We start from the raw sequence: 19,127 nt of genomic DNA, 5'->3' as shown, positions 1-19,127 counted from the left end.
GAGAGCACCGCGGGCCCTAGGGTGGCTGACGTGGAAGCGCCGAACGAGGTCCGGTCGCGGGCGGCGTACACCCTGCTGCTCGTCGGTGCGGCCGGGTTCGCGGTGCTCCTCCTCGGACCGTGGGGTTGGCAGCTCAACAGGCTGACGGTGCGGCTCTACGTGTTCTTCCGTTACGACGTCCCGATCGCGCCGGCGGGGGCGCTGCCCGAGCACTACGGCGTGCTGCTGAACGTGCTGCTCTTCGTGCCCGTGGGCGTGGCGCTGGCGAAGCTGTCGGGCTGGTCGTGGTGGCGGGTGACGCTCGTTGCCACGGTGGGGTCCGCAGCGGTCGAGCTGGTCCAGGCGGCCCTGCTGGACCGTGAGGGCAGCGTCTGGGACGTGGCGACCAACGGTCTGGGAGCGCTGCTGGGTGCGGTTGCTGTCACGGGTGTACGCCGCCTGCGTGCTCGACGGTGACGACGCCGGCGCCCACCAAGTCGGTCAGCAACCGTTGGACGTCTTCGAGGACGTCGTCGAGCTCGACCTCGGCCAGCTCGCTCGTGCGGAGGGCGATCTCGTGGGCGGTGCCGCCGTCGTGGATCGAGAGCCACACCATGCAGGCCGAGCCCTGGAGGGACAGCGACGGCCCGTCTGGCAGCAGAGCGATGTAGGCGTGTGGTTCGGCTCCCAGGTCGAGGTCCTCCCGGCTGACCCAGGCGACGTCAGCGGGAATCACGTAGCGGGTCACAACCGAGCCCGCAGATCGGCAACCGCGCGCTGCACGCGCTCGCGCTGGCGACGGCGGACGTCCTCGCGCGTCGGCTCGCGGCCGAGCTCGATCGCGAGGTAGTCGCGGTTGACGCGCACCATGCCCAGGGCCAATCGGACCCGGGCCCGCACGCCACGGGCGGACGTCATGCGTGCACGCCACTCGGCGAGCCGGTCCCCGCCCTGGGAGAAGTGCTGCCACAGGTCGTGGTCGGGGTGGTCGCTGTGGTGCTGGAGCTCGTCGAGGGCGGCCGCCAGGGCCACCTCGGCGTCCAGCCGGGCAGCGAGGGCACGGACGGCGTGCTGTTCTGCTTCGGTCGCCTTGTCCCAGGCCCACTCCTTGTCGGAGCCGCGCGGCGTGCGCGCGTAGTGGAGCAGCAGGATCAGCCGTTGCCCGATCCGGTCCGGGACAGGGCACTCATGATGGGCGATCAGCTGGGTGGCGCCCGGCGCCGCGAGCTCGTCAAAGGCCTGCTCTGCCGGAATCCCGGCGCCGGGCCAGGAGACGTGCACGTCTGCCCAGCCCCAGTCGGGGTGCCACCAGTTGGCGGCATGCGCAAAGGGCGAGCCGGTCTCGAAGTCCGTACGCCGTTCCCAGCCGTGGGCCTCCATGGCGTCGATGAGCGCGGTCAGGTGGCTGGGCCGGACCAGGACGTCGACGTCGGACGAGCTCCGCTCCGGATCTCGCAGCCCGGAGAACATCGCGGGGCCCTTGAGGTGAAGCACGTCGGCCCCGGCCGTCTCGGCCAGGTGCTGGACCACGGCATGCGCGAGATGCACCCGAGCCGCAATGGGGATGTCGGCCTCGGCTGAGGCTCTTCCCGGATCAGGCGGCATGTCCTCATGTTGCCACCTAGACTCCGGGCATGACGTTCGCGGACCTGGTGCGCCTCGCTCGTGCCCACCGGTGGGCGCTGATCGGCTGCACGGTGCTCGGCATCCTGGTCTCGGTGGGGCTCACCACCCGCGAGCCGGTGCTCTACGAGGCGACGTCGACCGGGTACATCCAGGTCGGCAGCGCGCAGAGCGCCCCCGAGGAGGCGGGCAACCTCGCTCTGGCCAAGGAGAAGGCCGCCCTCTACGTCGCCCTCGTCTCAACGACCCCGGTCGCCGAGCGCGTCGTGGATGACCTGAATCTCGGGCTTCCGCCCTCTTCCGTGGCGTCCCGCTTCTCGGCGTACGCCGATGCTGCCGGCCTCCTGCGTATCCGTGCGGTCGGGACCACGCCGAGGGAGGCGCAGGAGCTGGCGACGGCGGTCGTCGAAGCGGTTGCCGACGAGGCCGAGGATCTCCAGAACCCCGCCGGAAAGGGCAGGACCAGTCTCGTCACGATCGTGCCGTATGACGAGGCCGAGCTCCCGTCCGATCCGTTCACGCCCGACTACCGCAAGGCCGCCCTGAAGGGCGCTGGAGCAGGGTTCGCCCTCGCCGCAGGGGTCATCCTGCTGCGGCGCACGCTCGACCGACGCATCCGCTCGGTGAGCGACGTCGAGGAGGCGACCGGTGGCTCGGTGGTCGGCGTGATCCCCAAGGTCAATGAGCTCGCCCACCATGCCCGCGGCGTCGAGGGTGACCTCGGCCGAGCGGCTGAGGCCTTCCGACAGCTCCGCACCAACCTGCGCTTCGTCGACGTCGACAAGCCACCCCGACGGATCGTCATCACCAGCGCGCTGCCCGGCGAAGGCAAGTCGACGGTCTCGGCCAACCTGGCACGACTCGTGGCCCAGACGGGCGAGAAGGTCGTGCTGATCGACGCCGACCTGCGCCGGCCCACGATGGCCGGCACCTTCGGGATCGACGGCCACGTCGGTCTGACCCAGGTCGTGGCAGGTGATGTCGCGGTGAGCCAAGCACTGGTGGAATCCGACATCCCCAACCTCGTCCTGCTCCCTTCGGGTCGGATCCCGCCCAACCCCAGTGAGCTGTTGGGCTCGGACCGCATGCGCAGGCTGATCGACACCTTGGCGCTCGACCACCTCGTGCTGCTCGACGCGCCACCGCTCCTGCCGGTGACGGACGCCGGCCTGCTGGCAGCAGCGTGTGACGGCGTGCTCCTCGTGCAGGCGGCCGGCAAGACCCAGATCGAGCACAGCCAGCACTGCCGCCGCATCCTCGACCAGGTCGGGGGCAGGCTGCTCGGGGTGGTGCTCAACAAGGCACCCCAGAAGGGCCCGATGGCGACCGCCTATGGCGGCTACGGCTACGCCGCGACCGAATACACCTCCCTCGAGCCCGGTTCCGTCCGCGCCGAAGCCAAGGAGCCCCGCGGCCGTCGTCGGTCGGCCAAGACGACGTAGTCGTCCCGTCTCTTCCGCGGCGAGCCTGGGTCAGTAGGCGCCGCGAGAGGCCAGGACGGCCCAGACCGTGCGGAAGAGGATGGCCATGTCCTGGGTCATCGACCAGTTGTCGACGTAGTAGAGGTCCAGGCGCACGGTGTCCTCCCACGAGAGGTCGGAGCGGCCCGAGACCTGCCACAGCCCCGTCATCCCGGGCAGGACGTTGAGCCGACGCAGCATGTCGTCCTCGTAGCGCGCGACCTCGTCCGGGAGCGGTGGTCGCGGGCCGACCAGGCTCATCTCGCCCCGCACCACGTTCCAGAGCTGGGGGAGCTCGTCGAGTGAGAAGCGCCGGATGAAGCGGCCGGGACGGGTGACGCGGGGGTCGTCGGCCAGCTTGTAGAGGACGCTCGACTCGTCGCCGGGCGGCCGGAGCTGTTCGGCGTCCACCACCATCGACCGCAGCTTGAGGCACTGGAAGGGCTTCCCGTCGCGCCCGACCCGGGTCTGGCGGAAGATGCTGGGACCACCGTCGTCGAGGCGGATCCAGAGCATCAGGGCCACCAAGAGAGGGCCGAACACCACGAGGGTCGTCCAGGCGCCCGCGAGGTCGAAGAGGCGCTTGGCGGCACTCCTGGCAGCGCGGGAGCGGGGACGGCCCAGGTGCATGAGCGGTAGCCCAGCGACCGGGCGGATCCGCACCCGCTCGCTCGATACGTCGGTGACATTGGGAGCGACGATGATCTCGACCTGGGAGTGGTCCTCCAGGTCCCAAGCCAGACGACGCAGCTCGGTGGAGGAGTTCACCGCGCCGGCGGTGAAGACCACGATGTCGACCTCGTGCTCATCCACGTGCTCGCTGAGGTCGTCGGTGGTGCCCAGGACCGGGATCCCGCCCGACGTGGACCGGATCCCCGCGTAGTCGCGGGGGAGCAGGCAGCCCACCACCTGGTAGCCGAGCCAGCGCTCCCGACTGAGCACGACGTTGATCTCACCCACGTGTCCCGGGGTGCCCACCAGGAGCACCCGTTGACTCAACCGGCCGCGGGTGCGCGCGTGCTGGAGGACGCGACGCGCTGCCAGGCGACCCATCAGGAGCAGGGGGATGCCGATGGTGAAGAGCAGCACGAAGAGAGCGCGGGACAGCGGCGACTGCGTCAGGAAGGCGCCCACTCCGACGAGTGCGGCATTTGCCAGCGACGCGTTGACCACGAGGCGGAACTCGTCCATGCCGGCGCCGAAGAGGTCGTTGTCGTAGGCCCCCAGCATCACCAGCAGCAGCAGCCAGGCGGCGATCAGGAAGATCGCAGGCCGGGCCGTGTTCTCGACCACGTCTGTGGCGGGGTCGAAGAAGGGCAGGTCCAGCCGGAACTGGATCGCGGCCAGGGTGGCCAGGGTGATCATCACCAGGTCCACGACGGCAACCGCCGCAGCGATCCGGCTGGTCCGGGCAGGTCGGCGGGTGACTTCGGCAGGTGCGGTGACGGCCGTCGGGCTCGCTGCCTGGAGGAGCTCGCGAGAGGCACGATCAGTGCTGGACACGTGGCATCACCTCCTGGCTGATCTCGGTGAGGCGCCTGATGAACCGATCCTCGCTGAACTCCTCGGCCCGGGCGCGGATCGTCGCCGCGTCCCACACGTGGGTGTCGAAGTCCGCGAGTGCACGGGCGATCGACTTCGCGGTCGGGTGGTCGAAGAACAGGCCCGTGCTGCCTTCGACCACAGTCTCCAGGAAGCCGCCGGCGCCGAGGGCCACGGTTGGCACGCCGAAGGCGGCAGCCTCCAGGGGTGTCAGGCCGAAGTCCTCGTGGCTGGGGCTCACCAGCACGCCGGCGCGGGCGTAGACCCAGCGCAGCTGTGCGTCGCTCAGTCCGGAAAGGATCCGCACCCGCCCGTCCGCCAGGGAGCGCAGGCGGGCCGCCTCGGGGCCGTGGCCGACCACGACCAGCGGACGACCTGTGAGGCGAACCGCGTCGATGGCCGCGTCGACGTTCTTGTAGGCCAGGAGTCGCGACACGACCAGAGCGAACCCGGGGTCCAGGTCGCTGAGCTCGGCCACCGCATCCTGGGGCGCCGACGGGTCCATGTTGTGCGGCGGATGCAGGATCTCGGCGTCGCGACCGTAGGTGTCCTGGATACGACGCTGGACGACGTGGCTGTTGGCGACGAAGCGGTCGACCGTCTCGGCGGCGCGATGGTCCCACCGGCGCAGCGCGGGTCGCATGGCCAGCAGGGCAGGCCCTACGGGGTGCCGATGGGCTGGCCGGCCGAGGTACTCGTCGGTCTGATACAGCCAGCGGGCGGGATTGTGGCAGTAGACGATCTTGTGTCCGTCGGTGGGGAAGCCGTGGGCCCAACCGCTGCCCGAGACGACGGTGAGGTCAGCCTCGATCCGCAGACGCGAGGAGGCAGCAGCGAGGAAGGGCAGCGCGAGGCGGTGGTCGCGCCGGAAGAGGGCGACGTCATTGAGCCTCGAAGTGACGACGTGAGCCTCACGGAACTCGGGGTAGGTGCCGTCGGGGTCGTAGAGGGTGGTGTGGATCGGTGCGCCGGGGAAGGCCTTGCGCATCGTCAGGACGACGCGTTCTGCCCCACCGCGCTGGGTGAGGTAGTCATGGGCGATCGCGATCGCCGACCGGGTCATTGCTACTCCTGGATGCGTGGCTGGACGTGCACCGGCCAGATCACTCCGTCGGCACTGCTCCCATCCCACGTCACTCGGGGTCCGACCGTGGAGTTTTCACGATATTGGCAACGACCGACTGGTCGCCGGGTGACGTCAGCACGCTGGCTCGCGCCAGTGCAAAGCCGACGGCAAGCGCGGTCGGGAGCTCCAGCAAGACCTCGCCGAGGGTCACGCCCATAGTCAGGATGGCGATCAGAGCCGCCTGGGCGGCAATCGCCGGCACGTCCCCGGTGCGGGTCCTGGACGAAAGTGCCAAGAAGGCGGTGGCCACCAGGGCCAGGACGAGGCCGAGGAGCAACCATCCGCCTTCCTGGCGAACAGCGAGATAGCTGTTGTGGAAGAAGAACTCGTTCTGGGCCAGAGCGACCTTGGCAGTGCCGGGTCCGTTCCCGAACCACGGCGCCTGATCGAGCAGCGATTGCTCCTGGGCGATGATCCTTTCCCGCAGGGCGTCGCTGCCGGACCGGTTGGAGAAGGGGCCGAAGAGCACCAGGTCGTCGGGGATGTTGTCCACCACCCATACCAGCGAACCGGCCGCGACGGCACCGCCTAGCTTGCCGAGGCGTCGCCCCAGCAGCCACCACGCGAGGGCGAAGGCCAGCGCCAACAGGCCGGTGCGTGAGTAGGTCATCACCAGCCCGGCGATCAACGGCACCGCGAGCAGCAGGCGGACCCTGCGGCGGTCGTCGGCGAAGCCCACCACGAGTGCCCCGAGCGTCACGATGAAGAGGGCCCCGGCGTTGGGATCGCCCAGGAAACCGGTGAGACGACCGGGGTAGGCGTCACCGCCAATGCCGACCTGGTAGAGCCCGATGACGGACAGCAGCCCGGCGGCCAGGCCGAGAGCAGCCGAGCGGAGCGAGACGCGACCGGTCGCGCACGCCCAGATGAGGCCGCACCAGATCGCGACGTGACCGACTCGGCGCATCCAGTCGACGTCGTTGGCGATGCCGGAGAAGAGGAGCAGGCCGAGGGCCGCTGCGCAGAACAACCAGACCCGCATGAGAGGGATGCGATGACCCAGCGCGGGGCGCATGGTTGCCAGCACGACCACGGCAAGGGCAGCCAGCTCGTTGACGGGCAGGCCCGCCGTCTCCACGACGCGCAGCGGGATCAGCGAGAAGAGGACGAACTCCACGACCCGGACCTCGGAGTCCGCCCGGGCGGCTCGGGTCTCGGCGGCGTCGGGCAGCACCCAGGCAGACGCCACGTTCTTCATGTCGTGGCCCCAGTGACGGTGTCGTACACGCCCGCGATGCGCTGGGTCATCTGCGTCACGGTGGGCCAGCCGTCCAGGCCGGGACGTTGCGTGGGCTCGAGGCCCTGACGAGCAAGTGCGTCAGCGACGTGCGATCTGTCGGTCGCATCGACAAGACACCTGTCGGGGAGGATCTCGGGGTTTGCTCCGACACTGCTGGCCACGACGCCCAGCCCGGCAGCAGCGGCGTCGAGCAGCGCGTAGGAACAGTTCTCCCAGACCGACAGCATGGCAAGCACGTCGTGCTCGGACATGGCTGCGTCCGGGTCCACGAATCCGGGGAATCGAACGCGCGCCTCGAGGCCGATTCGATTCACCTGGCGACGCAGGTCGCCCTCGAGCGGGCCAGTGCCGGCCAGGGTGAGCGTGGCCGCGACTTGGCTGCTGGCCAGCTCGGCGAAGCCGTCCACCAGCCTGTCAAGGCGCTTCTCCGGCGCCAACCGCGCCAGCGAGAGCACCCGTAGTCCCGGCGGACGCGTGGGCGCTCCCTCCGGGTCAAGGCCGTTGTGGATGACCGTGACAGCACGTCGGGGATGCCATTTCTGGTTCATTGCCTTGGCCGTGGCGTCGCTGACCGCGATGGCGGCGTCGAAGCGGCGCAGCCGCGCCGTGTGTGCCACTGACATCACCCGAGCCTTGACAGCGGAACCGTGATAGACGACATCGTCCTGGGCGATGCCGTGCTCGGTCGTGATCAGCCGGGGACCGTGCCCGACCGCAAGCGCCGCGACGATGTCGGCGTAGGACAAATGGGTGTGCACCACCGTTGGCTGCAGCTTGGCGACTGCGTGGCGCAGCGAGCTCACCGAGGCGTGGAGTCCGTGCCCGGGTCCGAAGGGCGCCTCGAGCACAGCAGCACCGGCCGCCTTCAGCTCGCGCGGCAGAGCCCCTGGGGGTGTGAGGAACACGAGCCGCCACCCCGGGATGCCGACGCGCGCCACGTCGAGGGCGTGTCGGGCTACCCCCGCCAGGTCACTGACCGGGATCGCCCACAGAGCGGTCGGTCGAGCGGTCAGAACCATTGCTCCAACCGCTCGAGGGCGATCCAGAAGCCCTCGCCGTCGTTGACGTGTCCCTGCCAGATCTCCGGGATGAAGCTGGCGGTGGGGGCGTGCGTGTCGAGCTGTTGAGCGAGCAGGGCCCAGTCGACCTCGCCGTCGCCGACCTGCACGCCCTCGCCGTCGACGCCGGTCGCGTCAACGAGGTGCAGGTGGTCCGTGTGGGGGGCCAGGAGCTCTGTGGTCTCGGCGAAGGACAGACCGAGATAGTTCGCGGCCAGCTTGGAGTGCGAGACGTCGAAGCAGAGACGACGGCCGTGCTCTTCGGCCCACTGCGCGGTCTCGGCCGGGTCGACGAAGAGGTTGTGGAACGACTGGCCACCCATGTGCCAGGGGTAGGGCGGCATGGTCTGGGCACAGATGCGCACACCGGCATCGTCGATGAGGCCGAGGCCGTCGGCGATGCGGGTGTACATGACACGTCGCTTGGAGGCGTCGACGAACCCATTCTTGGTGAAGCCGCCCAAGTTGGTGACGATCACCGGGTCAGGTGCGTCCTCACGGAAATAGGTCTTGAGTCGTCGCGTCACGTCGACGACACGTTGCAGCTCGTGGACCGAGCGCTGGAAGACGTCGTTGTCCGGCGACGCCAGATCGAGGATGAAGTCGCCGGCGAAAAGCTCTGGGGCATGCGTGCAGAACGACATGGGGAGCCGGTCGGAGAAGACCTTGGCGGGGTCGATGTCGAGGTCCTGGTAGGAGAAGTGGAACTCGAGGAAGTCGGGGGTCGTGTCGCGGGTCATCGACTCGACGTCGTGGTAGCGCACGGCCAGGCCCCACGGCCGGCGGAAGTCGTAGGCGCGGCCGCGGATGGCAGCTGCGCCGAGGTCAGTTGCGTAGAAGAAGTCCCCGGGGTCGAAGCTCCGCGTCGTCGTACGACCCATCAGCTTGTCCCACGCGTTCGGCTGGAGACCGCGACCGGGGCTCTTGATGTCGACGTCGGCCTCGGTGAGCACGTGGCCGACCTCGATGCGACGGGTGGCGACGAGGGACTTGGCGAGGTTGACGCGGTTCATCATCTCCCCGGTCGAGACGGCACGGGGGGAGGTCGATCCCAGCGCCTCCTCCACCTCGCGGATGCGTTGCACCATCTCCTTGAACTCACCCGGCAGGAGGCTGACCGTGTGGTCGTTGCCCTCCTGCGCCTTGTCCGTGGTGAAGTGCTTCTCGATGATGCGTGCACCCATCGCCACCGCAGCCACCGGGATGTGGATGCCGCGCTCGTGTCCCGAGTATCCCACCGGCCCTTGGGTGATCTCCGCCAACCTGGTGAGGTAGGCGAGGTTGACGTCCTTGAAGGGTGCCGGGTAGGTCGACTGGCAGTGCAGGAAGGCGTGCGGCACGCCGGTCGCGCGGATCAGCTCGACGCTCTCGCGGATCTCGCCCTCGGTGGACATCCCGGTCGAGATCACCATGGGGGTCCCGGACGTGGCCATGTGTCGCAGCAGCGCGTGGTTGGTCATGTCGGCTGACGCCACCTTCAGCGACGTGACGCCGTAGGCGACGAGGCGGTCCACACTGAGCGGGTCCCATGCCGTGCACATGACGTCGACCCCAACCTCGGCGCAGTGGTCGAAGACCTGGAAGAGCTGGTCGGCATCGAGGTTGTACTTGGCGAGAAGGTCCAACGTGTACTGAGCGCCCAGGTCCTCGCCGCTCGACCCGTCCGTGCCCTGGCGATAGAGCGCCTCCATGTCCCGGAGCTGGAACTTCACGATGTCGGCGCCGGCCTCGGCCGACAGCTCGACGAGCCGCTTGGCATAGGCGACGTCGCCCTGATGGTTGTTCCCGATCTCGGCGATCACGAGCGTCGGGGCGTCGGCTGCGACGATGTGGCGTCCGATGCGCAGTTCGTCCGCACGGTTGATCGCGATCGCGACGAGGTGACCGCGCTCGTCGACCAGTGGCACGTGGTCGACACCCGTGTCGAAGGCGTGCGAGATCTCGGCGGGTGTGCTGCCCATGGGCAGCGACCGTGGGCTCGTGTTGGCCGCCTCGATGACGCGGGCGTCGGTGTTGATGCTGGCGGAGGTGCTGATCCACCGCCGGAAGTCGCCGTCGGAGAGCACACCGTCGAGGTGCCCGCGGGCGTCCACGAGGAAGATGACGCGGGCCTTGTTGGCCGTGATCTTCTCCAGCGCGCGCAGCACGGGGTCGCCGGAGTAGACGACGTACGCCGTCACGTCACGTTCGATGATCACTGGCTGCTTCTCCCCAAGACTGTGGATCGCCACCGTAACCGCGCGGACGTGGCTGCGTCCCCGGTTCGTGCAGTGAGGTGGGGTGCGTCACCGGCGAAGGGGCAACGGACTTCGGGCGGCTTTGTACGCCTCAGATCAGCCCGAGATCACGCAGGAGCGCACCGAGACGGGCATGTCCGGCAACGGGCGAGAAGTGTGCTTCCCAGCGCTCGCGCGCCGACGCCACCGCGTGTGCTGTCTGCCCCGGCGGCGAGCAGAGGGCGGCCTCGATCGTGTCTGCCAGGGCGTCCGCGTCCCCGCTGCGTGCGATCCAAGGGTGCTCGGCCCCGGCCACCTCAGGGAGAGCTCCCGCGTCGGACACCACGAATGGCACCCGGGCGCTCATCGCCTCCGCAGCCACGAGACCGAACGACTCCGGCACGATCGACGGAAAGACCGCCAAGTCGACCTGCCCGAAGAAGCGGGAGGGGCTGGTCCAGCCCTGGCGGACGCACAGATGGTCGATCCGGCCCAGGGCGACACCGACGGATGCCTGCTCCTCCGGGTCGACGAAGTGGGACTCCCCGGCCAGGAGCAGGCGGGGCGCAGGATCGGATCGTCGAGCCAGGAGCGAGATGGCCTCCGCGAGGACCACGACGCCCTTGGCCACCGACGGACGCCCGAGGAAACCGATGACTGGCTGCACGTCGCCCTGGCTCCGGGGCTCTGGGACCACCTCGCTCGTCCAGTTCGCCAACACCCTGGCTCCAGGCACGTGCAATGCGCTGGAGCGACTGGGGACCACGACGGCACGCGCTCGAGACCGGGCGAGCCTCGCTGCTACCGCATGTCGTCCCGACGGCGTCTGGTGGAGGTGGACCACCCGGTTGCGACGGCCGGCCGTGGTGAGGGCCGGGCCGAGCCCGTTGCACCACAGCAGGCCGGGCGTCGCTCTGGCGAAGCGAGGAAGGGCGAGCAGGTATTCGCGTCGCGTCGACCCGAGCCCGTGGACCCGGAAGCCCGCTTGGGACAGGAGGTCGGCCACCGGGCTGGCTGACGGCGCGACAACCTCCACGTCGACGTGGAACTCTCGGGCGGCCGTAGCCAGGTGCAGCAACATGACTTCGCCACCACCGATGTCCCCCTGGTTGGCGGCAAAGACGATCTTCGCGGTCATGCGTGCGGGCTGGAGGATCCGAGGAACTTCTCGGCGAGGGCCACGTCGAGCTGGGTGTCGATGTCGACTCCTTCGTCCTCGTCCATGACGAAGAGCCCGATCCGTCCGCCCAGCCGGTTGTCGACTTCCTCGTAGACCTGGGTGCGGGTGACGTAGACCGAGCCCGTCTCGCGGTAGCGGAGCGTCGTGGTCGTGAGGTCTTGTCGCCGCGGACGCGCATTGACGTCGTACGCCGCGGTGGGCGGCTCGGTCGCCTGCCAGATGAAAGGGGCTTGCGGGACCACGCCCACCATCGAGTCGACACCGGACTCCGAGAACTCGCGCACGGCACGGGCCAGCGTCCCGTCGTGACGGACCGGTGAGGTCGCCTGCAGGAGCATGACAGCGTCGGGTCGGCTGCGCTCGGACGTCACTTGGTCGATCGCGTGTCGCACGACCGGCTCTGTCGGGGTGGTGTCCTGTGCCAGCTCCGCGGGTCGCAGCCAGGGCACTCGGGCGCCGGCCCGCCGAGCGACGTCGGCAATCTCTTCGTCGTCGGTGGAGACGAGCACGTCGAGGTCGTGGACCGCCAGCGCCTGCTCGATGGTCCACACGATCAGTGGCTTTCCGCCGACGTCGAGCAGGTTCTTGCGAGGAACCCCCTTGGACCCGCCGCGTGCAGGGATCACGCACAGGATCGAGCTCACGAGACCGACTCCATCAAGATCCGTGCGATGCGCCGCGCCGGCTCCTCATCGTGACGAGCGGGCGGCGGGGTGGGGACGTCTTCGAAACGGTGCATGTCGTAACGCTCCCAGAACTCCACGAGCCATGCTGGTGGCCGAGGGAAATCAACCCAGGCCTCGCGCCCTTGGGCCGCTGCTTCCAGCACTCCCGTGGAGAAGACGCTGACGACGGGTCCATCGAGGTCCGTGAGCTGTGCGGCAGCGTCGACAGTGATTCCTGCCCGGCGATAGGCCGCATGGGTGAACTGCGACAGCTTGTCGCGCTCCGACGGGTGGGGGCGATAGGTGGCGCGGTGCGTACGACAGAAGCCGGCCGCCGCGCTTGCCAGACGACTTCGAGAAAGCTCGGCGCCGTGCATCTGACCGAGGTACGTCAAGCGATCACGTGGCCCGGATGTGCTGACCCGCGGGGCTGTGTCGCGGTGGTTGCCGGCGCTCCACAACAGCTGGCTACCGGTGACGAAGGTGTGGACATCGGTGCGCCCGGACCTCCAGAAGTCGGCGTCGCCCTGGCTCCAGGCGAGGAGCCGGGACTCGGGTGGTAACGGGGGCGCATAGGGGGTCAGGGCGCCGTGCTGGGAGATGAAGAAATCGGCGCCTTTCGCGACCGCAGCATCGTGGCCGGCGGCACCCACCACGGTGTAGTGGCCGGCAGCCAGGACAGCGCGGAGGTGGGGCAACCGGTCCACCAGGTCATGGGCGGTGACTGAGTTTCGAGTGTGCTGGGCGTACGTGCTGGGCAGAACCCACGCAGGCTGGCACAGGATCGCGGTCCGCTCGGCGGGGAGGTGCGACAGCACGCTGGCCACAGCGCTCCGGACACTGGTGTGCGTCGCTTCGATGCACACGAGGATGTCTGCGGCAGGAGGAGCCACCAGGTCGAGGGCGGGACGCTCGCCCCGTCCGCGCCCGAGGAGGGATCGAACAGTCGACCGGATCGGGTGCCGGGACTCGTGCCAGGTCCGCCAGGCTCGCAGGTCCGTGGGATGGAGCAGACCGGTCACGGCGTGTGGGTCCCGATGACCCTGGCAGGAACGCCTGCCACGGTGGCGTCCGCGGGGACATCGCGAGTCACGACGGCATGCGCCGCGATGGTCGCCCGATCTCCGATCGTGACGCCCCCCAGGACCACGGCGCGTTGCCCGACGAAGACTTTGTCGCCGATGGTGATCGGACCTGTGCCCGTGATGCCCGCCGGGTTGCCCCTCTCGTGGTCGGATGACGCAACGAAGGCATCGTCGGCAAAGACGCAGTCGGAGCCGATCGTCACCGCGTCGAAGGCGTGGAGATGCACCCGGTGGCCGAAGTAGTTGCGGTCGCCGATCGTGAGGGGGCCTCTTGCTCGCTCACAGGCGAGCCAGGCCCCTTCGTAGAAGGCGCACTGTTCGCCGATGTGGATGCGCCTGACCTGTGCGAGCCTTTGAGGCCGGACGATCACCGTGCCGGCGCCCAATCGGCCGAAGGCGCGGCGATACAGCAGAGCAGTCACCAGCCGAGCCTTGTGCCACCGTGCTGGCGACGGGGACTCGGCGAGTGTGGCGGCGATGTCCATTGCGTCAGAGCCTAGTTCCATCGGTGGCCCGTCACCCCAGATCCTTCAATCCTGCCGACTCAGCCCCACGATTCCTCCAGCACCTTCACCCGGTGGTCGAACGTGTGCTCGGCCATCGTGCGGGCACGCGCCGCAGTGCGGACCCGCTCCGACCACCTGATGTCGACCGCCGCGCGGTGACACAGGTCGATCATCTCGGCGTCTGAGGAGTACGACGCCAGCTCGGAGCCGTCGTCATACAGGCCCTGCAGATCTGAGCGGTCGATGAGCTGGAGCGCGCCCGCGCCGCACGCCTCGAAGGTTCGCATCGTGAAGCCGTCCTGGTCACCGTGGATGTTGAGCGTCGCCCTTGCTGCGGTCATCGTGTCGTAGGCATCGCCCCGGTCGAGGTCGCGCCCGGCTGGCAGAGTCGGTCGCCGAAGGTCCCACGTCCGCAGTCGGTCCCACGGGTGATGAGACCAGTCGCGGCCGAACGCGCGGACGGGGATGCCTCCGTCGGCCAGCGCCTCCAGCGTCCGCTGTCGTTCTGGGTAGCGGGCTCCGATGAACACGGTCTCGCTCATGCGTCTGGATGGGGGATGGGGACGTAGCTGGTGGTCGAAGGCGAGTGGTAGGTGACGTGCGGGAAGGCCGAGGCCCATCAGGGCCTCGGCGTCGAGACGCGAGTAGGAGCAGATGGGGCCGACGATGGTCATCGATCTGGTCTTCCACCGGGTACGCCGAAGCTCGTCGTAGAGCCAGAGGACGTGTGGGCGACCCTCGAGGGCCGTCCAGAAGTCGTCTCCCAACTGGTCGCCCTTCACGATCACGACGGCGTCCGCGCGGGACGCGCGGAGAGCCACCAGGGCATGCTCGGTCGTGTGTTGATCGCGTCGAGCGTCGTGCTCATGCCCTAGGCGCTCTTTGAGTTCGTGACGAACCTTGTTGCCGACCTTTGCCGGGACGGAAAGGAGCTCGTCGTAGAGGTGAGCCTGCACCACATGGCCTCGACCCTCCAGCGAGGTCTGTACCGCTCTCCAGTACCCGTGGAACGTGGGGCTCACCAGGAGGACGCGGCTCACTCGACGAGGCCTCGGTCCGACAGCTCGCCCAGAGCCTGGTCCCAAGCGCTGGACGAGGCACCAGGTCGGTCCCAGGACCACTGGATGAACTCCGTGACCGCGTCGGCGGGAGACCATCTGGGCTCCGGGGCACCGACGGTCCTGAGCCTGTCCAACGATGCGCATGCATGGTTGATGTCGCCCGCGCGACTGACAGCGAGATGCTCGACTCCGACGTCGTGCGGAGACGCAGCTACGGCCAGACGCGCGAGCTCGAGGAGCGTGGTGCGGGTGCCGGTTCCGCTGTTGAGGACCCGCTGCTCGCCGGTGACCGCTGGGTGTTCCAGGCACCACACCACGAGTTCGGCGAGGTCCTGGACGTGGATGAAGTCACGAGTCTGGCTGCCGTCGCCGTAAACGGTCAGCGGACGCTGCTCGCGGAGCATGGCGAGGAAAGCGGCCAGGACGCCCGTGTATGGATTGTGGAGAGCCTGGCCGGGACCGATCACGTTCTGCGGGCGGATCGTCGTGATCGGGACCGAACAGGCAAACCCGGCGACCTCCTGCTCGGCAAGCGACTTGGTCTCGCCGTAGAAGGAGACCGGTTGGTGGGGATCGTCCTCGTACGACGGCCGATCGGGAGCGCCTTCGCCATACACCGCTCGAGAGCTCAGTGAGACGAGGGGAATGTCGTGGCTGCTTGCGAAGAGGCCAGCGGAGCGGGTGCCGTCGACGTTGGTGCGGCGATAGCGTTCGTGCTCGTACATGGACTGGCCGGTGCCAGTCTCGGCCGCAAGGTGGACAACGGCACCGAAGCTGCCGATGTTCGAGACGGCGTCCCAGGCGTCCGGCGAAGCGATGTCGCCCACGACCACCGCGCCCGGGAACGCGAGGCGGGACGACTCCGGCTCGAGGTGGACCTGCGGGTTGAGGACGTCGAGCGCAACCACATCGGACCCCTGGCGGACGAGCCGACGGGCCAGGTGCTGACCGATGAAGCCGCAGCCGCCAGTGATGAGGACCTTCATCTGGCACCGCCGTAGGTCTCGTCACCGGTACATCGCTTCACAGCGCCAGTAGACCAGACGTCGTGTGTTCTGCGGCTGCGTTCAGCAAGGTGCCGCGTCACCCCGCACGTGACCCAGACCCACGGGCGCCCGGACGGATCGCCGCAAGCTCCTCGCGGAGGGAGCTGACAGGGCGGGAGTCGCGGCCGGCAAGCGCGCGCGCTGCGTTCCACAGGAAGTTGGCGCAGGTCGCGAGCACCAGTGCCGTTCGCAATCGTCGCTCCCCGGACACGCCGGACCACTTGCGGGCGTAGGCAAGACGGGACTGCACCAGCCACCGTCGTCGACTGAGCGAGGGGGACGAGCCGCCGCCTTCGTGGACCAGGGTGGGCTCGGAGACCACGACGGACGGCACACCTGTCTCGCGCAAACGCCGCTGGAGGTCGACCTCCTCGGAGTTCATGAAGAACCGCTGGTCAAATCCGCCCACCGAGCGAAAAGTGGCAGTCGGGATGAGCATCGCGGCGCCCACGACCCAGTCGACGACATTCGTCTGGCCTCGCGCTGCTGTGTCGTGACCGACGGCGTCATGGAGTCGGGGACGCAGACGCACGAGGGGGTGCAGCGACTCGACGACCTGGTGTCGCACCTTGGGGAAGTGTCTACCGATCCATTCGTTGTTGCCCTGGCGGCTGACCACCCGCGGGCTGACGACGGCAGGCAACCAGGGCCTGGCTGCCTTCACGAGATCCGCGACGAAGGTGTCGTCGATCTCGACGTCGCTGTTGAGGACCAGCAGCAGGTCGTGAGCGGCAGCGGCAACACCGCTGTTGACGTTGCTGCCGAAGCCACCGTTGGCTTCACGCCGTACGACTTCGATCCCAGGAAGTCGGGGGAACGGGTCGACGGAGTGGTCGTCGGCCACGATGATCTGCAGAGTCACACCCCGCTGGGCGCGGAGGCGTTCCACGAGCGCGGTCGTCGGGGCGGGGTCGCCGTAGTGCGGCACCACCACGCTGACACAATCCGACAACGCATCCATTCCGTCACCCGCTCCACTCTCGACGTCTATCCTGACATGTGTCGAGCACCCCCAACTCGTGTCGACGGTCTGCATAGCCTTGCGAAGGAGCCGCGCGTGCAAGCGAGTGTCGTGGTTCCCACTCACCGTGGCGCACACCGCCTCCCGGACCTTCTCGATGCCATGGCGAGGCAGGACTTCGACGGACCGTGGGAGTTGATCGTCGTCGTCGACGGTGTCGTCGACGACAGCCCCGCGATCCTGGAGTCATATCGCGACCACCTCCCGCTGCGCACGATCGTGCACGAGACCAGCCAGGGCGTGGTCGCCGTGCTCAACGACGCGTTCTCGACTGCCACCGGTGACGTGCTCATCAGGTGCGACGACGATCTGACTCCGGGGCCGTCCTTTGTCAGTCGCCACGTCTCGCACCACGCCGGGCGTACCGATGTGGGAGTCATCGGACCGACGCGGGACGTCTTCCCGGAGACCCCCTACGCCCGGGTCTATGGGCGGCCGGCAACCGAGCGCAGCCTTTCGGCTGCCTACGCCCGCCCCGAGCAGGACCGTTGGATCGGCTGGGCGGCCAACAACTCCATCCACCGCCAGGCCTGGACCTGTTCGGGTGGCTTCGACCCCCGCTTCGTGTACGGACAGGACTCCGAGCTCGGGTGGAGGCTGGTGCACGACTGCAAGGTCACCCTGATCGTGGACCGGGAGCTCCAGGTCGACCACCGGGGGCCATCGACGAGAGCCGCGACCCGGATCCCGCGGGCCTTCGTCTCCGGCGCTTCCAAGCGACTCTTCTACCGGGTCCATCCTGAGCCGTCCAGGGCCTCCTCGCCGCGCGGCGGCGTCAAGGATCGAGTATGGCGGGCCGGAGTCCTCGGGCTGAGCAGTACGGTCACCACGAAGCCGGGTTACGAACGGGTCGGCCGGGTGCTTGACCGTCTTCTCGACTTCGGTTCTGGCCAGCTGGGTGCTCGCCTGACCGCCCTGTGTGTCGAAGCGGCCGGCGCTTCCGGGCTCCGTCACGGAGTGGACGACCTGACGGTCTACAAGGCGCAGAAATCGGCCGAGCTCGCACTTGAGCTCGGCAGGACAACGTGAACGGGAAGCCCTTGTGAGTGAGCAGACGCAGCAGGTCGACTTCGCGGTCATCGGCCTGGGCTATGTCGGTCTTCCCCTCGCGCAGGCGGCGTGCGCGCGCGGATTGACGGGTCTGGGGCTGGACGTGTCGAAGAGAGTCGTGGATCAGCTCAACGGTGGACAGTCGCACGTCGACGACCTGGCCGACACAGACATCAGCGCGATGTTGGATCGCGGCTTCAGCGCCACGACCGATGAGACGCGCCTGAAGTATGCCCGGGTAATCGTGATCTGTGTCCCGACGCCACTCGCACAAGAAGGAGCCCCGGACCTCGGTGCGGTGCAAGCTGCAGCCGAGGCTGTCAGCCGCAACGTCAGTCCCGGAACGTTGGTCATCCTGGAGTCGACGACCTGGCCGGGGACGACGAATGAAGTGCTGGTGCCGATCTTGGAGCGGTCCGGGCTCACCGTGGGACGGGACCTCTACGTGGCGTTCTCTCCGGAACGGATCGACCCGGGGAACAGCGTCTACGGCATCGTCAACACTCCCAAGGTGGTCGGTGGCATCGACGAGACGAGTCGCGATCGGGCGGTGAGCTTCTACGAGCAGTTCATCGACACCGTGGTGCTGGCCACCGGGACTCGCGAGGCGGAGATGGCCAAGCTCCTCGAGAACACGTACCGCCAGGTCAACATCGCGCTCGTCAACGAGATGGCCAAGTTCTCCCACGACATGGGCATCGACTTCTGGAACGTCATCGAATGCGCGTCCTCCAAACCGTTCGGGTTCCAGGCCTTCTATCCGGGACCCGGCGTCGGCGGGCACTGCATCCCCATTGATCCCGGATATCTCTCTCACCGCGTCCAGGCGCAGCTCGGCTACCCCTTCCGCTTCGTCGAGCTCAGCCAGGAGGTCAACCGCTCGATGCCCAAGTACGTTGCCGATCGAGCTTGGCGGCGGCTGAACAACGAGGGCAAGGCCATGTCGGGCGCACGCGTCCTCATCCTGGGCGTCACCTACAAGGCCGGCATCGCGGACCAGCGCGAGTCGCCCGCGACGCCACTGGCGATCGAGCTGCTTGCACTGGGCGCCGAGCTGTCCTTCTACGACCCGTACGTCCAGGAGTGGCACGTCCACGCCCGCACGTTCCAGCGAGTCAATGACCTCGACGAGGCGCTGTCGCACGCGGACCTGGTCATCCACCTTCAGGGTCATGCCGACTACGACAATGACCGACTGGAGCGTGCCGGGGTTCCGGTGCTGGACACGCGGGGCACGTTGTCAGGGTCACTGGTCGACAGGTTGTAGCG

General features: G+C 68.4%; 18 protein-coding genes. 4 read left to right on the top strand and 14 right to left on the bottom strand.

Annotation, left to right across the window (positions count from 1 at the left end; genetic code table 11):
* Positions 1 to 30: 30 nt before the first annotated feature.
* Entirely contained in the window at positions 31 to 456 is a 426-nt protein-coding gene (locus VNJ48_RS01855) for a VanZ family protein (protein WP_325598538.1), read from the top strand.
* On the opposite strand, the gene VNJ48_RS01850 is transcribed toward VNJ48_RS01855, so the two are convergent.
* Both VNJ48_RS01850 and VNJ48_RS01845 read right to left on the bottom strand, forming a co-directional pair.
* A complete protein-coding gene (locus VNJ48_RS01850) occupies positions 422 to 727 on the bottom strand; it encodes a PqqD family peptide modification chaperone (RefSeq protein WP_325598536.1) in 306 nt (101 codons plus the stop codon). The two genes, VNJ48_RS01855 and VNJ48_RS01850, sit on opposite strands and share 35 nt — an antisense overlap.
* Positions 724 to 1,584, bottom strand: coding sequence for a nucleotidyltransferase family protein (locus VNJ48_RS01845; RefSeq protein ID WP_325598534.1), 861 nt, complete (start codon positions 1,582 to 1,584; stop codon positions 724 to 726). Before VNJ48_RS01845 ends, VNJ48_RS01850 begins: the two co-directional genes overlap by 4 nt.
* Positions 1,585 to 1,613: 29 nt before the next feature.
* Here VNJ48_RS01845 and VNJ48_RS01840 point away from each other — a divergent pair, with 29 nt between their 5' ends.
* Positions 1,614 to 3,044 (top strand): polysaccharide biosynthesis tyrosine autokinase, encoded by a 1,431-nt coding sequence (locus VNJ48_RS01840; RefSeq protein WP_325598532.1) that lies wholly within the window; start codon positions 1,614 to 1,616, stop codon positions 3,042 to 3,044.
* 30 nt (positions 3,045 to 3,074) lie between these two features.
* Here the strand turns inward: VNJ48_RS01840 and VNJ48_RS01835 are convergent, their stop codons facing one another.
* The 12 genes from VNJ48_RS01835 to VNJ48_RS01780 all read right to left on the bottom strand — a co-directional run bounded on the left by VNJ48_RS01835 (position 3,075) and on the right by VNJ48_RS01780 (position 16,721).
* Complete coding sequence (locus VNJ48_RS01835; protein WP_325598530.1) at positions 3,075 to 4,565, bottom strand: sugar transferase; 1,491 nt, start codon at positions 4,563 to 4,565, stop codon at positions 3,075 to 3,077.
* Complete coding sequence (locus VNJ48_RS01830; protein ID WP_325598528.1) at positions 4,552 to 5,667, bottom strand: glycosyltransferase; 1,116 nt, start codon at positions 5,665 to 5,667, stop codon at positions 4,552 to 4,554. The genes VNJ48_RS01835 and VNJ48_RS01830 overlap by 14 nt, the downstream gene beginning before the upstream one ends.
* A 70-nt stretch (positions 5,668 to 5,737) precedes the next feature.
* A complete protein-coding gene (locus VNJ48_RS01825) occupies positions 5,738 to 6,928 on the bottom strand; it encodes an O-antigen ligase family protein (protein ID WP_325598526.1) in 1,191 nt (396 codons plus the stop codon).
* A complete protein-coding gene (locus VNJ48_RS01820) occupies positions 6,925 to 7,989 on the bottom strand; it encodes a glycosyltransferase (protein WP_325598524.1) in 1,065 nt (354 codons plus the stop codon). Before VNJ48_RS01820 ends, VNJ48_RS01825 begins: the two co-directional genes overlap by 4 nt.
* Entirely contained in the window at positions 7,980 to 10,226 is a 2,247-nt protein-coding gene (locus VNJ48_RS01815) for an N-acetylneuraminate synthase family protein (protein ID WP_325598522.1), read from the bottom strand. Before VNJ48_RS01815 ends, VNJ48_RS01820 begins: the two co-directional genes overlap by 10 nt.
* Before the next feature lie 130 nt (positions 10,227 to 10,356).
* Positions 10,357 to 11,382, bottom strand: coding sequence for a glycosyltransferase family 4 protein (locus tag VNJ48_RS01810; protein ID WP_325598520.1), 1,026 nt, complete (start codon positions 11,380 to 11,382; stop codon positions 10,357 to 10,359).
* A complete protein-coding gene (locus VNJ48_RS01805) occupies positions 11,379 to 12,068 on the bottom strand; it encodes an acylneuraminate cytidylyltransferase family protein (RefSeq protein ID WP_325598518.1) in 690 nt (229 codons plus the stop codon). Before VNJ48_RS01805 ends, VNJ48_RS01810 begins: the two co-directional genes overlap by 4 nt.
* Positions 12,065 to 13,111 (bottom strand): hypothetical protein, encoded by a 1,047-nt coding sequence (locus VNJ48_RS01800; protein WP_325598516.1) that lies wholly within the window; start codon positions 13,109 to 13,111, stop codon positions 12,065 to 12,067. The genes VNJ48_RS01805 and VNJ48_RS01800 overlap by 4 nt, the downstream gene beginning before the upstream one ends.
* Entirely contained in the window at positions 13,108 to 13,596 is a 489-nt protein-coding gene (locus VNJ48_RS01795) for an acyltransferase (protein WP_414689900.1), read from the bottom strand. The genes VNJ48_RS01800 and VNJ48_RS01795 overlap by 4 nt, the downstream gene beginning before the upstream one ends.
* 122 nt (positions 13,597 to 13,718) lie before the next feature.
* Positions 13,719 to 14,501 (bottom strand): CgeB family protein, encoded by a 783-nt coding sequence (locus VNJ48_RS01790; RefSeq protein ID WP_325598514.1) that lies wholly within the window; start codon positions 14,499 to 14,501, stop codon positions 13,719 to 13,721.
* A gap of 215 nt (positions 14,502 to 14,716) precedes the next feature.
* Positions 14,717 to 15,727 (bottom strand): NAD(P)-dependent oxidoreductase, encoded by a 1,011-nt coding sequence (locus tag VNJ48_RS01785; protein WP_325598512.1) that lies wholly within the window; start codon positions 15,725 to 15,727, stop codon positions 14,717 to 14,719.
* A gap of 97 nt (positions 15,728 to 15,824) precedes the next feature.
* Positions 15,825 to 16,721, bottom strand: a complete 897-nt coding sequence (locus VNJ48_RS01780) for a glycosyltransferase family 2 protein (protein ID WP_325598510.1) — start codon at positions 16,719 to 16,721, stop codon at positions 15,825 to 15,827.
* 123 nt (positions 16,722 to 16,844) lie between these two features.
* On the opposite strand from VNJ48_RS01780, the gene VNJ48_RS01775 reads away from it, so the two are divergent.
* A complete protein-coding gene (locus VNJ48_RS01775) occupies positions 16,845 to 17,837 on the top strand; it encodes a glycosyltransferase family 2 protein (protein ID WP_325598508.1) in 993 nt (330 codons plus the stop codon).
* 13 nt (positions 17,838 to 17,850) lie between these two features.
* A complete protein-coding gene (locus VNJ48_RS01770; RefSeq protein ID WP_325598506.1) occupies positions 17,851 to 19,125 on the top strand; it encodes a nucleotide sugar dehydrogenase in 1,275 nt (424 codons plus the stop codon).
* Positions 19,126 to 19,127 lie beyond the last annotated feature (2 nt).

It is taken from the genome of Nocardioides sp., from assembly GCF_035576065.1.
Lineage (GTDB): Bacteria > Actinomycetota > Actinomycetes > Propionibacteriales > Nocardioidaceae > Nocardioides.
Note: the sequence above shows the minus strand (reverse complement) of the source record. Positions and strands in the feature narration are given on the sequence as shown.